The organism is Sphingopyxis sp. (genome assembly GCF_040216815.1).
Classification (GTDB): Bacteria; Pseudomonadota; Alphaproteobacteria; order Sphingomonadales; family Sphingomonadaceae; genus Sphingopyxis.
On sequence record NZ_JAVJOJ010000004.1, the window covers coordinates 677,449 to 698,378 of the forward strand.

At 65.5% G+C, this 20,930-nt stretch carries 21 protein-coding genes and 2 tRNA genes; 6 read left to right on the forward strand and 17 right to left on the reverse strand.

Annotated elements, in window-relative coordinates:
• Positions 1–56: 56 nt before the first annotated feature.
• Positions 57–147 (reverse strand) — tRNA-Ser (locus RIA72_RS07095).
• A 129-nt stretch (positions 148–276) separates the two neighbouring features.
• On the opposite strand from RIA72_RS07095, the gene RIA72_RS07100 reads away from it, so the two are divergent.
• Positions 277–1,257 (forward strand): peptidylprolyl isomerase, encoded by a 981-nt coding sequence (locus RIA72_RS07100; protein ID WP_350031608.1) that lies wholly within the window; start codon positions 277–279, stop codon positions 1,255–1,257.
• A gap of 8 nt (positions 1,258–1,265) precedes the next feature.
• On the forward strand, positions 1,266–1,580 hold the full coding sequence (locus tag RIA72_RS07105; protein ID WP_350031609.1) for a DUF1905 domain-containing protein: 315 nt from the start codon (positions 1,266–1,268) through the stop codon (positions 1,578–1,580).
• On the opposite strand, the gene RIA72_RS07110 is transcribed toward RIA72_RS07105, so the two are convergent.
• Positions 1,570–1,698: a hypothetical protein gene (locus RIA72_RS07110; RefSeq protein WP_350031610.1), complete on the reverse strand. Its 129-nt coding sequence runs from the start codon at positions 1,696–1,698 to the stop codon at positions 1,570–1,572. The two genes, RIA72_RS07105 and RIA72_RS07110, sit on opposite strands and share 11 nt — an antisense overlap.
• A 118-nt stretch (positions 1,699–1,816) precedes the next feature.
• Between RIA72_RS07110 and RIA72_RS07115 the strand changes: the two genes are divergently transcribed.
• Positions 1,817–1,891: transfer RNA gene (locus tag RIA72_RS07115), tRNA-Thr, on the forward strand.
• Between the two features lie 29 nt (positions 1,892–1,920).
• Here RIA72_RS07115 and RIA72_RS07120 read toward each other — a convergent pair.
• A complete protein-coding gene (locus RIA72_RS07120) occupies positions 1,921–2,799 on the reverse strand; it encodes a LysR substrate-binding domain-containing protein (RefSeq protein WP_350031611.1) in 879 nt (292 codons plus the stop codon).
• Positions 2,800–2,942: 143 nt separating this feature from the next.
• Here RIA72_RS07120 and RIA72_RS07125 point away from each other — a divergent pair, with 143 nt between their 5' ends.
• On the forward strand, positions 2,943–5,264 hold the full coding sequence (locus tag RIA72_RS07125; RefSeq protein ID WP_350031612.1) for a CDC48 family AAA ATPase: 2,322 nt from the start codon (positions 2,943–2,945) through the stop codon (positions 5,262–5,264).
• A gap of 57 nt (positions 5,265–5,321) precedes the next feature.
• Here RIA72_RS07125 and RIA72_RS07130 read toward each other — a convergent pair whose 3' ends face one another.
• On the reverse strand, positions 5,322–6,632 hold the full coding sequence (locus RIA72_RS07130; RefSeq protein WP_350031613.1) for an MFS transporter: 1,311 nt from the start codon (positions 6,630–6,632) through the stop codon (positions 5,322–5,324).
• 146 nt (positions 6,633–6,778) lie between these two features.
• Here RIA72_RS07130 and RIA72_RS07135 point away from each other — a divergent pair, with 146 nt between their 5' ends.
• Entirely contained in the window at positions 6,779–7,417 is a 639-nt protein-coding gene (locus RIA72_RS07135) for a class I SAM-dependent methyltransferase (RefSeq protein WP_350031614.1), read from the forward strand.
• Here the strand turns inward: RIA72_RS07135 and RIA72_RS07140 are convergent.
• Positions 7,414–8,604 carry a phospholipase D-like domain-containing protein gene (locus tag RIA72_RS07140; RefSeq protein ID WP_350031615.1) on the reverse strand — a complete coding sequence of 397 codons (1,191 nt, stop codon included), beginning with the start codon at positions 8,602–8,604 and terminating at the stop codon, positions 7,414–7,416. The genes RIA72_RS07135 and RIA72_RS07140 overlap by 4 nt on opposite strands.
• Positions 8,605–8,739: 135 nt before the next feature.
• Between RIA72_RS07140 and rpoZ the strand changes: the two genes are divergently transcribed.
• On the forward strand, positions 8,740–9,084 hold the full coding sequence (gene rpoZ / locus RIA72_RS07145; protein WP_350031616.1) for a DNA-directed RNA polymerase subunit omega: 345 nt from the start codon (positions 8,740–8,742) through the stop codon (positions 9,082–9,084).
• A gap of 54 nt (positions 9,085–9,138) precedes the next feature.
• On the opposite strand, the gene RIA72_RS07150 is transcribed toward rpoZ, so the two are convergent.
• The 12 genes from RIA72_RS07150 to RIA72_RS07205 all read right to left on the reverse strand — a co-directional run bounded on the left by RIA72_RS07150 (position 9,139) and on the right by RIA72_RS07205 (position 20,892).
• Positions 9,139–9,744, reverse strand: coding sequence for a DUF3800 domain-containing protein (locus tag RIA72_RS07150; protein WP_350031617.1), 606 nt, complete (start codon positions 9,742–9,744; stop codon positions 9,139–9,141).
• 16 nt (positions 9,745–9,760) lie between these two features.
• A complete protein-coding gene (locus RIA72_RS07155; protein WP_350031618.1) occupies positions 9,761–10,243 on the reverse strand; it encodes a hypothetical protein in 483 nt (160 codons plus the stop codon).
• A 37-nt stretch (positions 10,244–10,280) separates the two neighbouring features.
• The gene (locus RIA72_RS07160) at positions 10,281–10,589 is read right to left on the reverse strand and encodes a hypothetical protein (protein ID WP_350031619.1); all 309 of its coding nucleotides are present in this window, start codon (positions 10,587–10,589) and stop codon (positions 10,281–10,283) included.
• A 139-nt stretch (positions 10,590–10,728) separates the two neighbouring features.
• Positions 10,729–12,672 (reverse strand): ATP-dependent zinc metalloprotease FtsH, encoded by a 1,944-nt coding sequence (gene ftsH, locus RIA72_RS07165; RefSeq protein WP_350031620.1) that lies wholly within the window; start codon positions 12,670–12,672, stop codon positions 10,729–10,731.
• A gap of 81 nt (positions 12,673–12,753) precedes the next feature.
• The gene (tilS, locus tag RIA72_RS07170; RefSeq protein ID WP_350031621.1) at positions 12,754–13,758 is read right to left on the reverse strand and encodes a tRNA lysidine(34) synthetase TilS; all 1,005 of its coding nucleotides are present in this window, start codon (positions 13,756–13,758) and stop codon (positions 12,754–12,756) included.
• Positions 13,712–14,632 (reverse strand): hypothetical protein, encoded by a 921-nt coding sequence (locus tag RIA72_RS07175; protein WP_350031622.1) that lies wholly within the window; start codon positions 14,630–14,632, stop codon positions 13,712–13,714. Before RIA72_RS07175 ends, tilS begins: the two co-directional genes overlap by 47 nt.
• A 121-nt stretch (positions 14,633–14,753) precedes the next feature.
• On the reverse strand, positions 14,754–15,605 hold the full coding sequence (locus RIA72_RS07180; RefSeq protein WP_350031623.1) for a helix-turn-helix domain-containing protein: 852 nt from the start codon (positions 15,603–15,605) through the stop codon (positions 14,754–14,756).
• 273 nt (positions 15,606–15,878) lie between these two features.
• Positions 15,879–17,180 (reverse strand): ATP-dependent protease ATPase subunit HslU, encoded by a 1,302-nt coding sequence (gene hslU / locus RIA72_RS07185; RefSeq protein WP_350031624.1) that lies wholly within the window; start codon positions 17,178–17,180, stop codon positions 15,879–15,881.
• Positions 17,181–17,244: 64 nt separating this feature from the next.
• A complete protein-coding gene (locus tag RIA72_RS07190; protein WP_350031625.1) occupies positions 17,245–18,333 on the reverse strand; it encodes an FAD-dependent oxidoreductase in 1,089 nt (362 codons plus the stop codon).
• A 17-nt stretch (positions 18,334–18,350) separates the two neighbouring features.
• Positions 18,351–18,917 (reverse strand): ATP-dependent protease subunit HslV, encoded by a 567-nt coding sequence (gene hslV, locus RIA72_RS07195; RefSeq protein WP_350031626.1) that lies wholly within the window; start codon positions 18,915–18,917, stop codon positions 18,351–18,353.
• A 55-nt stretch (positions 18,918–18,972) separates the two neighbouring features.
• Positions 18,973–20,046 carry a mannose-1-phosphate guanylyltransferase/mannose-6-phosphate isomerase gene (locus RIA72_RS07200; protein WP_350031627.1) on the reverse strand — a complete coding sequence of 358 codons (1,074 nt, stop codon included), beginning with the start codon at positions 20,044–20,046 and terminating at the stop codon, positions 18,973–18,975.
• A gap of 39 nt (positions 20,047–20,085) precedes the next feature.
• A complete protein-coding gene (locus RIA72_RS07205) occupies positions 20,086–20,892 on the reverse strand; it encodes a class I mannose-6-phosphate isomerase (RefSeq protein WP_350031628.1) in 807 nt (268 codons plus the stop codon).
• Positions 20,893–20,930: the final 38 nt, after the last annotated feature.

The window sequence follows — 20,930 nt, forward strand, 5'->3', positions numbered from 1 at the left end:
ACTGTCGGGCGAAAACCCCAGGAATTATCCTGTAATATCAATATATTGACTGTCGGTGGCGGAGCGGGAGGGATTCGAACCCTCGATACGCTTTTGACGTATACTCACTTTCCAGGCGAGCGCCTTCGACCACTCGGCCACCGCTCCGCATGCACCCGGTCGTTTCGTGCGAAGCACGGAGCGTGAATCGGGTGCTTTACCAATTCGCTCTGGAGAGGGCGCCCTAGTCGGTTGGCGGGGCTTTCGCAAGCCGGTTGGGCGTGGCAGACAGGCTGCATGAACCATCGCCTGCTCGCCGCCGCCGCGGCCCTCGCTCTCATCGCTCCCGCTGCTGCTGAGGAAGCGTCCCCCGCGCCGCCGTCGCCAGGCGAAATCGTCGCCGCGGCGCCCACAGCGGACTGGATCGCGATCGCGCCGTCGGACCTGCTGGTGATGGACCTGGCACCCGATAGCGCGGGCAAGCCGCGCCGCGTCATCATTCAGCTGATGCCCGCGCCGTTCAGCCAGGGATGGGTCGGCAATATCCGCAAGCTCGCCGCGGCGCATTGGTGGGATGGCACGAGCATCAACCGGGTGCAGGACAATTATGTCGTCCAATGGGGCGATGCGACCGAGAAGAAGCCGCTGCCCGATGGATTGGCGAAGGTGTCCGAGGGCGAATATGTTACCGTGACAAAAGGCACAGGCGGTAGCGTTCCTTCCGACGGAAAAACGCCACCGATGTTTTGGAGCGGATACTCGCCGGGCTGGGTTTGGGCCAATCATCCGGATGCCTATGCTAAAAAGCATAGTTTCTTTCTCGGCTGGCCTTTTGGCAGCAACGACGGTCGGTCAGGCTGGGCCATTCATTGCTATGCCATGGTCGGCGTCGGCCGCAATCTGTCGCCCGATACCGGCAGCGGCGCCGAACTCTATACCGTCATCGGCCATGCGCCGCGGCACCTTGACCGCAATATTGCGCTCGTCGGCCGCATCGTCGAGGGGATCGAGCATCTGTCGAGCCTGCCGCGCGGGACCGGCGCGCTGGGCTTTTATGAGGAGGCGGCGGAGCGCGTGCCGATCGCGTCGATTCGCCTTGCCGCCGAATTGCCGCAAGCCGACCGGCCGCAGTTTGAATATCTGTCGACAGAGAGCGACAGCTTTGCGAAATATGCCGATGCGCGCGCCAATCGCCGCGATCCCTTTTTCATAACGCCAGCGGGCGGCGCCGACATCTGCAACATTCCGGTGCCCGTGCGCCGGGTGACGGCCCAATAGGCGGGCGGGTGGAGTCCTTCACTGTCAGGGCGCCACTGTGGCGCTGGCAATCGGCGACCTCGCCGGGGGCATGGCATTTCGTGACCATCGCGGGCGAGGCGGCCGACGGGATCCGCCTCGCGGCGATCGGCGGGCAATGGCTGAATGGGCGCGGCGGTTTCGGGTCGGCGAAGGTGCGCGCCGCGATCGGCAATACGGTCTGGACCACCTCGATCTTTCCGCACCGGGAAAGCGGCGGCTGGCTGTTGCCGGTCAAAGCCGCCGTGCGTAAGGCCGAGGGGCTCGCCGAGGGCGATGCCGTGACCGTAACGGTCAGTCTTTAGGCGGCGCCTCGTTCCGCGCCGCGCGCGCCTGCGCCTTGCGCTTGCGCAGGTTTTCGCGCAGCGCTTCGGCGAGGCGGCGCTCGCGTTCCAGATCGGCGGGGGAGGGCGTCTTGCTCACGGACGCGCCCATGCCTGCGAAATCATCCGATCGTCAAGCCTGGCACCTTGACAGGCGAGGGGCGCCCCGCCATAGGCCGCGCCTGCCCCGTGCGCTTCTGTTCGCAGGTGGCCCGGTTGCTGCTGTAGCTCAGTGGTAGAGCGCGTCATTGGTAATGACGAGGTCGACAGTTCAATCCTGTCCAGCAGCACCATTTTCTCCCGTATCGCGGTCGGCGGCGCGTCAGATCCTGGCGGCGAGCAGCCAGTCGTGGAACAGCTTGACCGCGGGTTGGCGCAGCGCGCGCGGGCGGCATACGAACCAGTAGCTATACGGGCTGTCGACATCGAAATCGAACAGGCGGACGAGGCGCGGATCGTGCGCGTCGTCGAAATGATGGCCGTGCATGAAGGCGATCCCGATGCCCTGCGCTGCGGCTTCGAGCATGAGCGGGCCCGAATCGAAATAGTCGATCCCCGCGGGTTCGAGATAGGTCATGCCGATCGCCTTTTTCCATTCGGTAAAGGTTTCGGGCATTTCGCGATGCAAAAGCACCGTCATGCGCTGCAATTGTTCGGGCACCGTGATCGGGCGGTCGCCATCGGCGAGCGTTCGCGCCGCGATCGGGAATACCTTGTCCTGATCGAGCCGCGCCGCATAAAGCGCGGGGTCGATCGAGCGGGCCAGCGCGATCGCCGCGTCGATGCCGTCGCCCAGCCGCGCTTCGGCATGCGACATGGTGTCGATGTCGATATGCAGTTCGGGATGCTGCCGCCGCAGTTCGGGCAGGCGCGGAAAAAGGCGCTGCTGCGCAAAGAGCGGCAGGACGTTGAGGTGGAGGCGAAGCGAGGCATCGGGGCTGCCTGCCTGCGCGATGACGGCGCGCAATTCTTCGAGGATCGGCGACAGTTGCGCCTGCAGCGTACGCCCGGCTTCGGTCAGACTGAGTCCGTGATGATGGCGGTTAAAGAGCGGGCGTCCAACGGCATGTTCGAGCGTCTGGATGCGCCGCGACAAAGCGGGCATCGACAGACCCAGCTCGATCGCCGCGGCCTTGACCGTGCCGCGACGGGCGACCTCGAGAAAGGCCTCCATACTGCTGAGGGGAGGAAGACGGGGCATATCGACCAGTGGTGATGACATGGGTGGGGCGTCAGCGCCAGAATTTTGTGCGCTGCACTATGAAATCGTCCCGCGCCGGGGGTCGCAAATCGGGAACCGCTATCCTATCTTCGGCATTCTGACCATTTTGCGGGAGACACGCCTTGGCCGAAGCGGCGACGAAAGAAAAACAGGTCAAACTGCAGGTCGCGAACGCCCGCGCCGAAGAAAGCGGGGGCGGGATCGCGCGCATCCCGCGCGCGGCGATGATGGAGCTGGGCCTTAACGAAGGCGATATCGTCCAGATCAGCGGCAAACGCGACACCGCATCACGTATCGTTGCGCCCTATGCCGAAGACGAAGGGCTTAACGTCATCCGCCTCGACGGCCTGCAGCGCGCCAATGCGGGCGCGGGGGCAGGCGACATGGTCGTGCTGAGCCGCGTCGAAACCCGCGCGGCCACGCGCGTGGTGTTTGCCCCTGCGCAAGAGAATCTGCGGCTCCAGGGCTCCGCAAATGCCCTGAAGCGCAGCTTCTTCGGACGTCCGCTGGTTGCCGGCGATACGGTGGCGACCGCAGGGCAGCAGCGCCTGTCGGCGGGCGACATGCCACCCCAGCTGCGCCAGATGCTCAACGCCCCGGCCTATGCGCTGGCCGAGGTGCGGCTGCTCGTCGTGTCGGCGAGCCCCAAGGGGGTCGTGACCATCGACGAGAATACCGAGGTCGAGCTGCTGTCCGAATATCAGGAACCACAGGATGCGCGGCGCACCGATGTCACCTATGACGACCTTGGCGGTCTGGGCGAGACGATCGATCAGTTGCGCGAAATGGTCGAACTTCCGCTGCGCTATCCCGAGCTTTTCCGCCGCCTCGGCGTCGATCCGCCGCGCGGGGTGCTGCTGCACGGCCCGCCGGGAACGGGCAAGACGCGCCTCGCGCGCGCCGTCGCGAACGAGAGCGAGGCGCAATTCTTCCTGATCAACGGGCCGGAAATCATGGGATCGGCCTATGGCGAGTCCGAAAAGCGGCTGCGCGACATATTCGAGCAAGCGGCCAAGGCCGCTCCATCGATCCTGTTCATCGACGAGATCGATTCGATCGCCCCGAAACGCGGGCAGGTACAGGGCGAGGCCGAAAAGCGCCTTGTCGCCCAGCTTCTGACGCTGATGGACGGGCTGGAGCCGCGCACCAATCTCGTCGTGATCGCCGCGACCAATCGCCCCGATGCGATCGACGAAGCGTTGCGGCGGCCGGGCCGTTTCGATCGCGAAATCGTGATCGGCGTTCCCGACGAAAAGGGGCGGCGCGAAATCCTGGGCATTCATACGCGCGGGATGCCGCTGGGCGAGGACGTCGACCTCGACGAGCTGGCGCGCACGACCTTTGGCTTTGTCGGCGCCGATATGGCTGCGCTGACGCGCGAGGCGGCGATCGAGGCGGTGCGGCGGATCATGCCGAAGCTGAACCTCGAGGAAGGCACGATCCCGCCCGAAGTGCTCGATGAACTCAGCGTGCTCCGCGCCGACTTCAACAATGCGCTGAAACGCGTCCAGCCCTCGGCAATGCGCGAGGTGATGGTGCAGGCGCCCAAGACGCGCTGGAGCGACATCGGCGGCCTCGACGCCGCGCGCGACAAGATGGTCGAGGGGATCGAACTGCCGCTGAAGCATCCCGATGCGTTCCGGCGGCTGGGCATCCGGCCGGCGAAGGGTTTCCTGCTCTATGGACCGCCGGGAACGGGCAAGACCTTGCTCGCGAAAGCGGCGGCGCGCGAATCGGACGCCAACTTCATCGCGATCAAATCGTCGGACCTGCTCTCCAAATGGTATGGCGAGAGCGAACAGCAGATCGCGCGCCTGTTTGCACGCGCGCGCGCGGTCGCGCCGACGATCATTTTCATCGACGAACTGGACAGCCTCGTTCCCGCCCGCGGCAGCGGCACGTCGGGCGAGCCGCAAGTGACCGAGCGCGTCGTGAACACGATCCTGGCCGAGATGGACGGGATCGAGGAAATGCAGTCGGTCGTTGTGATCGGCGCGACCAATCGCCCGAACCTGATCGACCCTGCGCTGCTGCGCCCCGGCCGGCTCGACGAGCTCATCTATGTGTCGGTGCCCGATTCCGGGGGGCGGAAGCGCATACTGGAAATCCACACATCCAAGATGCCGTTGGCACAGGATGTCGACCTCGATGCGCTGGCGGCGCGCGCCGACCGCTTTACGGGGGCCGATCTGGAGGATCTGGTGCGCCGCGCGGGGCTCGCGGCGCTGAAGCGATCGATGACGAGCGAGACGGTCACGATGGCCGATTTCGAAGCCGCGCTGAGCGATACGCGCGCGTCGGTTACCGAGGCGATGGAGCGCGACTATGAAAAGATCCAGGGCGAGATCAAGCAGAAGGCGATGAGTGTCGACCCCATCGGCTTTTTCGCGCCGGGGATGCTGAAACCCGTCCGCCAACGGAAGCATGAGGAGCCCGGAGATTGAGTATCAATGTCATCCCGGCCTTTGCCGGGATGACAAATTATGTGCTGGCGTTTTTCGCTATGTAACAGGCGGGTCCATCCGCAGCGCCGACCAACCCCAGAGCACGAGCCAGCCGCAGAAGCCCGCCATCAGGGCATAGGCCACGATCGGATGCCAATTATACACGAGCACGCCGATGGCCGGGGAGACGATATAGGCCGACCCGTTGATCGATGCCGTCATCCCCGCGACACCGCCCTGGTCGCGGCGCGGCACGGCGAGCGAGGCGCCGGCGGTGAAGCCGGGACGGAACAGGCCGAAGCCGAGCGAGGCGAGGGCGAAGCCGATGATGATTCCGTGAAAATCATAGGACAGTCCGGTGAGCAGCGTCCCCGCGCCGCCGAGCGCTGCACCGCCGATCACCGCCGTGCGCGGTGACATCTTCAGGAGCGGGATCAGCCCCCATTGCGAGAGTAAAGTCGCAAAAGCGCCGGCCATCAGCACGATTCCCGTCATCGCCGCGCCTTCGTCGGGGTGCAGCCGCAGATCGAGCCGGTCGAGAATCAGGAAGCCGATCACGCCGAGCATCATCGCCTGCGCCTGTCCCCCAAGGAACCCGGCAAAAAGCCACGGGCGGACGCGCGTGTCGGTCCAGCGCAGCGGCTTTGGCGTGGGGGCGCTGCGGTCCGCCGCCGGATCGTCTTCCTCATCTGCCGCGGTTTGCGAGGCGGCGCCCGTGGTCGGGTACGACATGATCGAACCACGCGCGGCAAAGCGCGGGACATCGTTCGGAAGGCGCCAGCGCAGCGCGACAAGCACGGTCAGACCGATAAAGGCAAAGACGAGCAACGGTCCCGCCAGACCGACGATGGGCAGAATGAAAAAGGGCGCGATCGCCGGGCCGATTACGGTGCCGAGGCCGAAAGAGGAGGAGACGAGCGAGAGCGCCTGGGTTCGCTGATCGGGATCGGTGCGCGCCGCGACATAGGCCTGCACCGCGGGCGGTGCCGCCGATCCCAACCCGCCGTAGAGACTGCGGAACAGCGCAAACAGGATGAACGTCATGCCCGCGGCGAGCCAGCCCTGAAGGCCCGACCAGAGGACAAGGCCGCAGAGCGCCATCGAGGAGAGAAAGCCGATCACGCCCAGCGCCATCAGCGCCTTGCGCCCGCGCTTGTCCGACTGGCGTGCCCAATGCGGCGCGGTAAGCACCCAGAGCAGCGCCGACCAGCTGAACGCCAGGCTGACCCACACGTCGGGGATATGCAATTTGGCGCCGATCGCGGGCAGGATCGACTGCATCGCCGTGTTGCCTGCCGCGGCGACCAGCATGACGGCGAAAAGGACGGCCATGCGATCCGGCGGGATGGAATGCGATGTGGTCGCCATGTCCGTCCCCCATTGTTCCGGTCGCCAGTGCGACTTCTCCCTACACGCGGAAGGCCCGCTGTCCAGAGTCAAGACAGACTCTTTCCTTGCGCGACGTCCATGATTTTGCCACGCATTTGGTCAACGGCAACAATGCGAAAGCCATTATGACCAATCCCCGGGCGCAGGCCCAGCAAACCAAAGCCCCACTGCTCCGCCGACTGCGCGAGGGGGTGAAGCGCTTTTTCGGGCCGTGGGGCATGTTCATTCGCGGGTTCATCAAGCATCCGGTGATGGTGGGGTCGATCGTGCCCTCGTCGCCGACGCTGATCCGTCACATGCTCAAACCCGTCGACTGGAAGAATACAAAGCTCTTCGTCGAATATGGCCCCGGCGTCGGCACTTTTTGCCGTCCGGTGCTCGAACGGATGCCGGGCGATGCGACCTTGATCGCGATCGACACGAACGAAGATTTCATCGATTATCTGCGCAAGGACATTCGCGACAGCCGCTTCATCGCCGTCCATGGCTCGGCCGCGGACGTTGAAGCGATCGTTCGTGCGCATGGGTTCGAGCATGCCGATTATGTGCTGTCGGGTCTGCCCTTCTCGACGCTTCCTGCCGGTGTCGGTCCGGCGATCGCAGCGGCGACCCACCGCGTGCTGCGCCCTGGCGGCGCCTTCCTCGTCTATCAGTTTCGCGCGCGTGCGCGCGATTTCCTCGCCGCGCATTTCACGCGGATCGACAATGCGTTCGAGTGGGTGAACGTGCCGCCCTGCTTCCTGTTCTGGGGCTGGAAGGATTAAACCTCGGGATCGGGGTCGCCGAGGCCGAAGTTGAGCTTGCGCGATACGGTGTAGTCGACGACGCCGACGATGAACCAGGCGAGTGTCCAGCGCAGCCGCGTAAGCCAAGTGCCGCGGGCCTTGTGCGAACCGGCCGTGACCACCTCGCAATCGGGTTCGAGCGCGGCGATGAAGCGCCGCATCTGCGCCGCGAAATCGGCGTCGGCAATGCGCACCATGACCTCGACATTCACGAACAGGCTGCGCACGTCGAAATTGGCCGAGCCGATATAGACCACGTCGTCGACGACGATCAGCTTCATATGCAGCCTGCATGGGCGATATTCCCATATCTCGGCGCCCTTGCGCAGCAGATAGCCATAGAGCAGCCGCGAAGCGCCGATCGTGGCCGCATTGTCGGAGCGGCCCGCCATGACAAAGCGCGCCCGCCCGCGCCGCGCAACGCGACCGAGGCGGCGCAGCAGGCCCTGTCCCGGCGAGAAATAGGCCATCGCCATATCGAGTTGGCGCGCGCCGTCCAGATCGGCGCGCACCGCACGCGCCCACGGCGAAAGCCGCTGCGTTGGCCCACCGACCAGCCACGATACGGCGCCGCGATCGACGGGCCATTCGCGGATCATTCGCCGCAGGACCAGCAGCTTGCCGTCGTGATGGACGGTATAGTCGTGAATCTGGGCGAACCACCGCACGGCTTGCGCGACGCTCGGTCCCTCCACCGCCACGCCGATGTCGAACCAGCAGTCGCTGCGCGGCGCGCTCAGATAATCGTCGGCGATGTTGAAGCCGCCGGTGATCGCGATCCGGTCATCGATCAGGATCAGTTTCTGATGGTTGCGGACAAGATAGCTCGATCGCCAGCGGCGTGAGAAAAAGGTCGCGCTGCCCCCGGCCTCGCGCAGCGGGGCGAACAGCGCGTCGGGGGTGTCGCCCGACCCGAAGCTGTCGATCAGCGCGCGAACGCGCACCCCGCGCCGCGCCGCGGCGGTCAGCGCGCGCAGGACGCTGAGCCCCGCGGCGTCGCCTTCGAAAATATACATGATCAGGTCGACACTGCGCGCCGCCGCGTCGATCATTCGAAGCAGATGCGTGAGCCGCTCGCCACCGTCGAAGATCAGCTCTATCCGGTGTCCCGCCACGTCCGCCGCCAGCATCTGTGGCAAGTCGGTTGGGGGACAGGCATCGCTCATGCCCGCTCATAGGACGGCATCGGCGCGCGCCGCAAGGGCGGCGCTTTGATTGACATCGCGCGCCCGGCCTGCTAGCGCGCAGCGCTTGCCGCCACGCCCGTGAAGGGGCTGGCCTCTCCCGTTTAAGGAAACAATATGGCCCGCGTTACCGTCGAGGATTGCGTCGACAAAGTTCCCAACCGTTTCGACCTGGTCCTGCTCTCCGCGCACCGTGCCCGCGAAATCTCGGGCGGTTCGGAGCTGACCGTCGATCGTGACCGCGACAAGAACCCCGTCGTCGCGCTGCGCGAGATCGCCGAGCAGACGATCCGTCCCAAGGATTTGCAGGAAACGCTCGTCGGTTCGATGCAGAAGGTCGTGATCGACGACGATGACACGCCCGATGAAATCAGCTCGATCAGCCGTTCGGCCGAAGCGCTGCGCCTGACCGCCGCGGCGCCGCCGCGCAGCCCCGCCGGGAGCGGCGGCGACTTCGAATAATCGTCGCCGATCAAGGCTGGTGATGAAGGGGGCCGCAGGAAACTGCGGCCTTTTTCATGGCATGGCGGCAAGGTCGGCGATGCGGATCGCCTTCGAAGCCAGCATCGGGTCCAGAATCGCCGCAATCCGGTGCGCGCGCGGCGATTGTACCGCGATATTAAACAGGCTGTTGGCGACAACGTCGGCGATCTGGACGCCTTCGCTCCGCCGACTGTCGGCGAGCGAGGCGCGGCCCCATTGACCCAGCCCCGCCTGAATCTCGGCGCGGACCTTTGCCAGGATGTTGGGGTCGTAGCGGCCGTCGTCGATCACGACGTCGGTGCATACCCCACCCGTTTCGGGCAGCCAGCGCCCGATCGCGAGGTCGAGAAGCGCGGCATAGAGCGCAAGGTCGCTCGGCAGGGTGCCGCCCGGGTTTTGCGCCAGCGTGTCGCGCCGGGCGACCGCTACCCAGGCGCGCCCGCCGACACGGTCGAATAGTTCGAGCAGATAGGCCCGCTCGACAAGACTGATCCGGCTGCCCTTGAGTTCGCCGCGCAGCCCGGTGACGGTGCGGAAGCGGACGTGGATTTCGCTTGCTGCCGCGGGCGTCAGCATCACGGCGGAGAAGGTCATCGCCCCCGCGTTGAGCGCCCCCGATTCATCGCAATAGATCGTCATCGCCGCGGCCAGACTCTCATTTGACGAGCGCGAAAAAGGCCACCGACCGGCTTTGTTGCGGCGCAACCGCTTGCGACCACAGCCAGCGGACATGGGTGACGTCGGACGAGATCGCGGCTCGCGGGGCTGCGTTTTCGACGGGAACCGTTAGCGAAGCGAGCGGACCGAAGCTCTTCCCGTCATCGACGGAGACGCTGAAATCGCGCATGTCGTCCGTCCGGTTGAAGGCAAGGCCTTCGGGGATCGGGTTGGTAATGTTCACGCCGGTTGCCGGTGCCGTGCTGTTGTTTGTGAAGGTCAGCGTGACCCGGACGCGATCGCCGGGGACGACGACGTCGGGGTCGACATAGGTGTAAAGTTCGGCGGTGCGGTGGGCGGTGGGTAACGCCTTCTCCAGCTCGATCTTGCTGGTGAGCGTACCGCCGCCCTGCGCCGTCGCCGGGCTGGTGGAGACTGGAAGCGCCGCCAGCGCCAACGCTTTCCCGAGGTTGCGGATCATCGCCATCTCCTTTGGTCCTGTTCGCATCCTTGGCGCATCAGGCCGGGCAGGGATAGCGTTTCTTCATCAGCGCGTCGAAGGCGGCGTAGACGCTGATCCGGCTGCGCAGATGCGCCGGATAGCTGCGCAGGTGCGCCAGCCATTCTTCGGGCGCGAGGCTTCCCGTTTCGGGCGGACAGCTTGTCGTTCTGCGCCCCGCGCGGCGTTCGGCGTCGATGCGCGCCTTATAGCGCTTGCCCGCGGCGACCACTTCGTTCTTGAGCTGATGCCCCTGCGGCGTCGCGAGCGCCAGCGGTCCCAGCCGCTCGATCGATCCCGCGCGCGCGAGGAAGGCTGCAACGCTCATGTCGCCGGGCGCCATCGCGCAAAGCAGCGGAGCGGCAAAGAGGGCAGGGAGATACCGCGCATGAGTCCGGACATTCATGCGCTGCAATTTCTCCCCCGGCAATGAATAGCCCCTGAATCGAACGATTTGGGTCCCGCTTCTATGCGCCTTGCGGGTTGGCGTCGCCGAAGGGGCGCGGCTTGCGCTTGATCTGCGGAATGCCGCCAGCATGACCCTTGACCGGCGTGCCGCGCTTGTCGGCATCGTCCTCGCGGCCGATGTCTTCGCCCCGGATCGCGCGCTTGGCCTCCTCGCCCGACAGCGTCTCATATTCGAGCAAGGCGGCGGCGAGCAGGTGCAGCTCGTCGATATGGTCGGTCAGCACCTTGCGCGCCACGCCTTCGCCCTCTTCGACCAGGCGGCGGACTTCAGCGTCGATCAGCTTGGCGGTTTCCTCCGACATATTCTGTGCGCGCGACACGCTATGGCCCAGGAAGACTTCGTCCTGATTGTCGCGGTAACGCAGCCAGCCCAGTTTTTCGGACATGCCATATTCCATGACCATCGCGCGCGCCATGTCGGTGGCCTGCTGGATGTCGTTCGAGGCGCCGGTGTTGAGCTCGTCTTCGCCATAGATGAGCTGCTCGGCGATCCGCCCGCCAAAACAGAGCGCGAGCCGCGCCTTCATCTGCTTCATATTCTGCGAATAGCGGTCGCGCTCGGGCAGGTTCCACGTCACGCCCAGCGCACGGCCGCGCGGGATGATCGTGACCTTGTGGAGTGGGTCATTATGCTCGACGTGGAGGGAAACAAGCGCATGCCCCGCCTCGTGATAGGCGGTCGCTTTCTTTTCGTCCTCGGTCATCACCATGGACCGGCGCTCGGCGCCCATCATGACCTTGTCCTTTGCTTCCTCGAACTCGTTCGAGGCGATCAGCCGCTTGCCCTTCCGCGCCGCAAGCAGCGCGGCTTCGTTGCAAAGATTGGCAAGATCGGCGCCCGAGAACCCGGGGGTTCCGCGCGCAATGCGGCGGAGGTCGACGTCGGGTGCGAGCGGCTTTTTGCGCGTGTGAACTTCGAGGATCTTTTGGCGGCCCTCGATGTCGGGGCGCGGGACGACGACCTGGCGGTCGAAGCGGCCCGGACGCAGCAGCGCGGGGTCGAGCACGTCGGGGCGGTTCGTCGCGGCGACGATGATGATGCCTTCGTTCGCCTCGAACCCGTCCATTTCGACAAGCAGCTGGTTCAGCGTCTGTTCGCGCTCGTCATTGCCGTTGCCCAGGCCCGCGCCGCGGTGGCGGCCGACCGCGTCGATTTCGTCGATGAAGACGATGCACGGCGCGTTGCGCTTCGCCTGTTCGAACATGTCGCGCACGCGCGACGCACCGACGCCGACGAACATTTCGACGAAGTCCGAACCCGAAATGGTAAAGAAGGGGACGCCCGCTTCGCCGGCGATCGCGCGCGCGAGCAAGGTCTTCCCGGTGCCGGGCGACCCGACGAGCAGCGCGCCCTTCGGAATCTGGCCGCCCAGCTTCGAAAATTTGCTGGGGTCCTTCAGAAACTCGACGATTTCCTCAAGTTCCTCGCGGGCTTCGTCGATCCCGGCGACATCGTCGAAGGTCACGCGCCCTTGCTTTTCGGTGAGCATCTTGGCGCGCGATTTTCCGAAACCCATGGCGCCCGATCCGTTGTTTTTCTGCACCTGGCGGAAAACGAAGAAGGCGATGCCGAGGATCAGCAGGAAAGGCAGTGACTGGACGAGCATATACATCCAGAAATTCGGCGCTTCGGTCGGCTGGCCGTCATATTTGACGCCATTGTCGTTGAGCATCTTCAAAAGTTCGGGATCGCGCACGACATTGGCCGAGAAACGGTCGCCGTTCGATAGCGTACCCGTGACCTTGTCGTCGGACAGGACAACCTCCTTGACGCTGCCTTCCTCGACCTTCTGGCGGAACTCCGAATAGGCCAGCGGATTGCCCGCGGGCTGGGCAGCGCCGCCGAACATCGAGGCGACGAGGAGCATGGCCAGCAGGATGCCGCTCCAGATCATCACGCTCTTCATCCAGGGGTTGCCCTGCGGTTCCTTGTCGTCCTGCATTCGGAATCTTTCCTCAACGGCGCAAGCGCTGCGCTCCTATCCCACAAGATAGGATAATCGGGTTAAATGACAATGAGGCAATCAGGCCTTTTTCGCCGCTTTCCGTCGCGGCGCCGCCGAAATGCGCCAGATCGATCCTTCGAAGCCCCGCACGGCGTCGATGAGCAGTGCGCCCACCATCGCGCGGCGGCCAGCGCGCATAGCGGCAATCACCCCGTCGAGCGCGGCGCCGCGGAGGGAGAGCTGCGGCGCATTGACGCGCAAGCGTTGCGCCACGATGCGGCGAAACAGCTCGGGTGGATAGGCTTCGTCGCGAATGACCGCGATGTCGGACGCGTCGGGCCAGGCCGCGATCAGCCGTTCGACCGCCCAGTCGAGCGCTTCGTCGGCTTCGGCAAGCCAGGCGGCGGATTTCGCCGCGGCCACGGGATCGAGCGTCGTCTGCGATTGCAGGGCATGGCGCAGCCGCGCGCGGTCGAAGCGGTCGTCGCTGTTCGACGGGTCGTCGATAAAGGGCAGGTCGTTGTCGAGTGCGACATCGACCAGTTCGCTGCGGCGCCAGCCGAGCAGCGGACGCGCGATGACGCCGTTGATGGCGCGGATCGCCGCCAGTCCACCGACTCCACTCGCACGATTGAGCCGCATGATGATCGTTTCGAGCTGATCGTCGGCGTGATGCGCGGTCACGATATGCGCCAGCGCATTGGCCTCGCGCCATTGTTCGAGCAGGCGGTAACGCTCGCTGCGTGCCGCGGCCTGCAGCGATCCGCGGATGGGTGCCGCCGGGCGCAGCGTCGAATGCGGGATATGTTCGCGCGCGCAGAAGGCGGCGACCATGCGCGCCTCGTCCGCAGACCCTTTGCGCAGCCCATGATCGACCGTCGCCGCCCACACCTGGCCGGGCAGCAGCGACACCATCATCCAGAGCAAGGCCATGCTGTCGGGCCCGCCCGAGACGGCCACGCCATAATGGAGCCGGTGCCAGTCGCGGCCAAGCAGCGCGGCGAGGTCGGCAGCGAGCCGCCCCGCGACGTCGCTCTCAGCAGCCGGCTTTTGTTTTTGCGGAGGCAGCATCGGTGCGGACATCCTGCGGCGCCTTGTCGCCATAGACATCGTCGAGTTCGCGGAACGCCTTGCACGCATCGGCCTTGCGGCCGAGCTTGTCGAGCGCGACGCCCATATACATCAGGCTGTGCGGTGCGCGCGGGCCGCTGGGGCGATCCTTGTAATTGTTGTAAAAGGCGACCGCCGCGAGACTCGGTTTGCCTTCGTCGAGATAGGCCCGGCCGAGCAGGTTTTGCGCGAAGCTCGCATAACTGCTCTGCGGCCATTTGGCGACGACGCTTTTCAACTGCGCCTGCGCCTCGGGATAGAGTTTGGCATCCCACAACCGGTAGCCATAATCATAGGCGTCCTTGGTTTCGTTGCCGGTGGACGGAACCTCGACCGCCTTGACGAGCGCGAGGCGCGCGGCATCGGGGGCCGAGGGTTTGGCCGCCGGTTTGGGCGCGGGCTTTTTCGCGGGCGCCGCGCTGGCGGTTGTCGTCGCCGGCAGGCTGGCCGGCGTCACCGCATCCTCCGCGGCCGCGGCGGGTTCGTCAAGGCGCTTGTCGATCTCCGCCTTATAGGCAGCGAACTTCTTTTCCAGTTCGCGAAGCTGGAAAGCATTTTGTTCGGTCTGGCCGGTTAGCGTCTGCAACTGGCTTTCCAGCGCATCGACCCGCGCGGTCAAATCGATCACCGGTGCGTTGGAGCGCGCGCGTTCGCCCGGCGTATTGTCGGGCGCGATTTCGCCTTCGAAGAAGGTCGGACTGCCGCCGGGGAACACCGACCGCTGCACCGCGCGCATTTCCTTTTCGAGCCGCTCGACGCGCTTGCCGAGCGCATTGTCCTGCGCCGCGACCGGCATCGACCCGGCCAGTCCGATCACCGCCGTACCCAGGAAAAAGAATTGACGCATCCTCATCTGCTTTTCGGTCCCCACTCGTTAACCAGTTTCAGCGTCCATAACGCGCGAAGGCGCGCCAGCGCAAACCCATTTCGGTGCGCTGCCGCCGCGATCGGGCCGGATGATCGGCTGATCAGCCCTGCGGGCGCGTCGTCGCTGTGCCCGACGAATCCGAATTACCGGCGCGCGCGATGAGGTCGGCCGGCTTCAAGGAGATATTCTTGACCAATGTGTCGGCGGGGCCGACGGGGCCGACGTCGCGGCCGCCGACGGTGACTTTCAGCGCCTGCGGAATGCTGGTGCGCAATGTGAACTGCTCGATATAGGCGGGCGGCACCTGATAGGTTTCGCCCGGATCGAGCGTGCGCCAATTCTCGGTCTTGCCCGCAGCGTCGTCGAAGCCGATCCAGACTTCCGAAAGGCCGGTGAGCACGACGGGCGCATCGACCGCGACCGCGGCGGTGCCGCCGCCCTTGGCCGCGGGGGCGGCGCTGGCGGCGCTTTCGGGGGCTTCCGATGCGTCGGCGTCGCGATTCTGTGCCGCGATCAGCGCCTCGTCGGGTTCGACCGAGAGAAAGCGCCAGACGCCATAGGCCGACGCGAGGAGGAGGGTGACGATCACCAGCGTCCAGGTCAGACGCGCGGTCGGCAGGCGCGCCGGGTCGGTCGGCTCATAGGCTTCGTAGAGCGGCCGCGAGCCATATTCGTCGTCTTCGAGTTCCTGCCGGATCGCGGCGCCGATCTCGGCCTCGGGCAGGTCGACCGCGCGGGCATAGGCGCGTGCGAAACCGGTCACATAGGTGCGCCCCGGCAGCTCGGCAAAATCGGATTTCTCGATCGCGGCAAGGTGGCGCTGGGTGATGCGCGTGCGCGTCGCGACGTCGGCCAGCGACAATCCCGCAGCCTCGCGCGCCAGCCGAAGCCGATCGCCCGTGCGCGTAATCGCCAGCTCGCCCTGTTCCGGGGCGACGTCCTCATCCGTCATTGCTGTCTCCGTGCCGGCCGTTTGACCCAGTTCGGCCGTGTCACCCGTTCATCGCATTGGGAATGCGCGAAAGTCAAATGAAGTTCGGTAAATGGACACGCGAAAGGACTGCCGATTTGGGTTGGTGGGTGAGGAGCTTGGGTGATTTGAGGAGAGGCGTAGGGAAAGGCTGAGTCGGGTGGCTTCCCGCCATTAGCTTATCCGTCATCCCGGCCTTCGCCGGGATGACGATGGAATAAGGATCTGGTTTCGGCCGAAAGCTGCCGTTACCTCCTAAAGCACATATTTGCTGAGGTCGGTGTCGCCCACGACATCGGCCAGCTGGCGGTCGACATAGGCGGCGTCGATGTCGAGCGTCGTGCCGGGGGCATCCTCGGCGGTGAAGCTGATTTCCTCGACCAGCCGCTCCATGATCGTCTGGAGACGGCGCGCGCCGATATTTTCGACCTTCTCGTTCACTTCGGCGGCGAGTTTCGCGACACGCGCGATCGCGTCGGGCGCAAAGTTCAGCGTCACGCCCTCGGTGCCGAGCAGCGCCGCATATTGTTCGGGCAGGCCTGCCTTCGTTTCGCTCAGGATCCGGACGAAATCCTCTTCGGTCAGCGCGCCGAGCTCGACGCGGATCGGCAGGCGGCCCTGGAGTTCGGGGAGCAGGTCGCTGGGCTTGGCGACGTGAAAGGCGCCGCTGGCGATGAAGAGGATATGGTCGGTTTTCATCGGCCCATATTTGGTCGCGACCGTCGTACCCTCGATGAGCGGCAGCAGGTCGCGCTGCACGCCCTCGCGGCTGACCGAGCCGCCGCGCACGTCGCTCACCGCGATCTTGTCGATTTCATCGAGAAAGACGATGCCATTGGCTTCGGCATCGGCGAGCGCGACGCGCGCGACATCGTCCTGGTCGAGCCGTTTGTCCTGTTCTTCTTCGATCAGCCGCGTCGCCGCGTCGATCACCTTCATCTTGCGCCGCTTCTTCGGCAGGCCGCCCATCGCCTTGCCGAGCATGTCGGAGAGATTGATCATGCTCATCTGGCCCGGCTGGCCGGGCAGTTCGAAATTCATGCCGGGCGTATCGGCGACCTCGATCTCGACCTCGCTGTCGTCGAGATGGCCCTCGCGGATGCGCTGGCGAAAGCTCTGGCGCGTCGCCTCGCTCGCGCCCTTGCCGGTGAGCGCGTCGAGCAGCCGTTCCATTGCGGCCTCCTCCGCCGCGGCGCGCACGGCATCGCGCCGCCGGTCCTTTTCCAGCCGCACGGCCTCTTCGACCAGGTCGCGGGCAATCTGTTCGACGTCGCGGCCGACATAGCCGACCTCCGTGAATTTGGTCGCCTCGACCTTGATGAAGGGCGCATCGGCAAGCTTGGCCAAGCGCCGGGAAATCTCGGTCTTGCCGCAGCCGGTGGGGCCGATCATCAGGATATTCTTGGGGCTGACCTCGTCGCGAAGCTCGGGCGAAAGCTGCTGGCGACGCCAGCGGTTGCGAAGCGCGACGGCAACCGCGCGCTTGGCCGCGGCCTGGCCGATGATATGGGTGTCCAGCGCGGCGACGATCGCCTTCGGGGTCAGGTCCTTGTTCATGTGTCGGAGGGTTCCAGCAAAGAGAAAATCATGAGAGCGCTACATGGGATCGGCATCGCCGAGATCAAGCCGCGCAGCGGAAACCGCCGAACAGCGCGCGATGCGACGCCAGGATGCGCGCGACATCGGCCTCGACCGGCTCTGTCGACCATTGGTCGATTTCAAACGTGCCGCCGAGGATAATGCCGTCGGGCCGCGGAAACATATAGCCCGCGCCGCCGGTGAAGGCATAGCCGATCTCCGGTTGCGGCGCGAGCACGGCGAGCTGGCCGCGCACGGGGCGAAGGTCCAGATCGCCCAGCATGGCGCGCGATCCGAGGCCGGTGCAGTTGAAAACCAGCGTTTCCGGCAACGCGGCGAGTTCGGATCGGTCCGCGAATTTGCGGATTTTGACTGCGCCGCCGGCGACCTGCACGTCGCGGAGCAATTGGCGCAGATAACGCCCGGTTTCGATGAACATCGTCTCGAACCGGTTGATCCGGTCGACAGGGAAGGAGTGATCGGGGGCAGCCAGCGCTTGTTCGCCGGGGCGATAGGGGCTGGGGCGGCGCGGTGCGCCCTCGGCATAGACGGGCAGCCAGCGCACCCCATAATCGTCGCCGACCATGATCTGAAAGCGGCGCCAGCTATAGTCCTGCGCGGCGCTGAACTGCGCGTGCCATTCGGGCGTCACCGCATCGCGTTCGAAATGGCCATAGGGCGACCATTCGCCCCCCGCGATGTTCGACGTCGTGTCGGGCGGCAGCGCGGCGGTGTAGATGGTGACGGGAAAGCCTGCCTCCTGCACCAGCCGCGCGGTCGACAGGCCCATCACGCCCGACCCGATGACCGCGACCGCGCCGCTGTGTCCCGGCAGTCCAAGGTCGGCGGCGAGCCGCGAGGTGCCCCAGCTCAGCGTGATGCCCGCGCCGCCATGGCCGTAATTATGGACCAGCCGTTTGTCGCCGAGTGCTTCGGCGCGCACGACAAATCCCTTTGCGCGATAGGGGCGGAGGCCCGCAACCGTGCGGATAACGCGGTCGGCCGAAACCTTGACGCGCGGCAGGCAAATGGGCGGCGTTGAGGCAACGCGCGGGGCGGTGATCGCGCAGCCGGGAAGGGCGAGTGCTGCCGAAGCGGCGACGAAATGGCGGCGGGGGAGGGGGCGGATCACCCGCCGAGCATAGCCCGTCAGCCGGCGATGTCGATGGTTTCGAGCGTGAACTGATCGTTGGTATAGACGCAGATGTCGGCGGCGACCTGCATTGCCTTTTTCGCCAATATTTCGGGGTCCTGCTCGTAATCGGCGAGCGCGCGCGCCGCCGACAGCGCAAAATTGCCGCCGGATCCGATCGCGGCGATCCCGCCCTTGGGTTCGAGCACGTCGCCGTTGCCGGTGATGACGAGCGTGACCTCCTTGTCGGCGACGATCATCATCGCTTCCAGATTACGGAGATATTTGTCGGTGCGCCAATCCTTCGCCAGTTCGACCGCGGCGCGGAGCAATTGGCCGTTGTGGCGCTCGAGCTTGGCCTCGAGCCGCTCGAACAGGGTGAAGGCATCGGCGGTCGCGCCGGCAAAGCCGCCGATCACGCTGCCATCGTGGAGGCGGCGAACCTTGCGGGCATTGGGTTTCATCACCGTCTGCCCCATCGATACCTGGCCGTCGCCGATGACGACGACCTTATCTTCGCTGCGGGCCGAAAGAATGGTGGTTCCGTGCCAGGGGGCGGCACTGTGCGCATGGGGATTGGTCATGCCGCGCGATATGGGCGATGGCTCACCGAGCCGCAAGAGGCGGGCGGGAGCGCGTTCAGCCGGGCGGCCGTTTTGCGAGCTGTTCGACGATCGCCTTCACCTCCTGCGCGCGTTCGCGCGGGACAATCAGCAGATCGTCGCCATGCGCCACGATGACGAGGTCGGATACGCCGACGACGGCGATCCGCTTGCCAGGGGCGGCATGAAGATAGTTGCCGTTCGCGTCGAGCACGATGACGTCGCCGATGCGGACATTGCCGGACGCATCCTTCGCGCCAAGTTCGTGGAGCGCGGCCCAACCGCCAACATCGGACCAGCCGGGATCGACGGGCGCGACTACGACATCCTGCGCACCCTCCATCACTGCATAGTCGATCGAATCCGATGGGCTGGCGAGAAATGCGTCCGCATCCGGATGCAGCCGGGCCCCGTCGCTGTGCGCCCCCGCCATTGCTGCGTTGCAGGCGCTTGCCATTGCGGGCTGTTGCCGCTCCAGCTCGAGCAGAAAGCGGTCGGCGCGCATCAGGAAAATCCCGGCGTTCCAATAATGCCCGCCCTCGGCGAGCATCGCTTCGGCGTGGTCACGCGGTGGCTTTTCCACGAAGCGGCGTACTGTGCAGACCGGTGAACCGTCGGCGACAGGCTCGCCCGCCGCGATATAGCCATAGCCGGTTTCGGGGTGCGACGGTGCAATGCCGAAGGTCGCGAGCGCGCCGGCCGCGACCGCCGGACGCGCGGCTTCGATCGCGCGGAGGAAAGCGTCCACCTTCGTCATCACATGGTCGGCGGGCATCACCAGGATCGTCGCGGCGGGATCGGCAGTACGGGCAAGCTCTGCCGCGAGCGCGATCGCCGGGGCTGTGTTGCGCGCCCCCGGTTCGACGACGATGCGGGCATCGTCGATGCCGGCGGCCGCCAGGTCGGCCTCGACATGCGCGACATGCGCCGGACCGCAAACGATCAGCGGCGCGGCAAAGCGGGCGCGGTCGCTCGCGCGTTCGACGGTTTGCCGGAACATGCTGGTATCGCCGGTCAGCGGCTGGAACTGTTTGGGCGCCGCGCCGGTCGAAACGGGCCAGAGGCGCGTGCCGGAGCCGCCGGAGAGGATGACGGGGACGATGATGCTCATGTCGAACCTTATAGGAGGAAAGTCGGTTAGGAGGAAAAGTCAGGCGGGCCAGCTCAGCAGCGCACGCGCGCCCGGCCCAAGCGCAATGCCTGCGGCACGGTCGGATGCGACACACTCGCCAAGCGCCACGGCCTCCCCGTCGATGGAGCAGCCGTGTGACAAGGGTGTGAAGATATAATCGGCTTTGTCTTGCGGCAGCAGCGCGGCGGCTTCCGGTCCGGCGAGATGCAAGAGCCGAAAATGCGGACCGTCGACGAGCAGGCGATTTGCGGCCGGTTCAACCTTGCTGTCGCGAGCATCGGGCCGCGGCGCCGTTTCGGCGACTGCGAGCCCGGCGTCGAGATGCAATTCGCGCGGTCTGCCATAATCATAGAGCCGGTAGGTGCAATCGACATTCTGCTGCACTTCAACAACCGTGAGCCCTGCGCCGATCGCGTGAATGGTGCCCGCCCGGTTGTAAACAAAGTCGCCGGCCTGTGCGGAACGCCAATCGACCATGTCGACGATTGAGCCGTCGAGGGCGGCGGCGTGCAACGCTTCGCGCGTCGTCGCGGCGTTGAGGCCCACACCAAGCTCGGCGTCGGGTTCGGCGTCGAGAACGAGCCAGCATTCTTCCTTGCCGCGCGCATAACCCGCCGCCATCGCAGCCTCATCGCCGGGGTGGACCTGGATCGACAGACGTTCGGAGGTGAACAGGAATTTGACCATGATGGGCGCATCGTCGCCATCGGGATGCGCAAACCAGATTTCGCCGACGCGGCGACCGCCGAACTCGCCAAACTCGCTGGGAATGTCGCTACGCCCCCACGGCTTATCGACGACGATCGTTTCGAGACGAGTCAACATGGCGTCACCATGTTAAGCCGACCGGTGGGCGTCAAGAG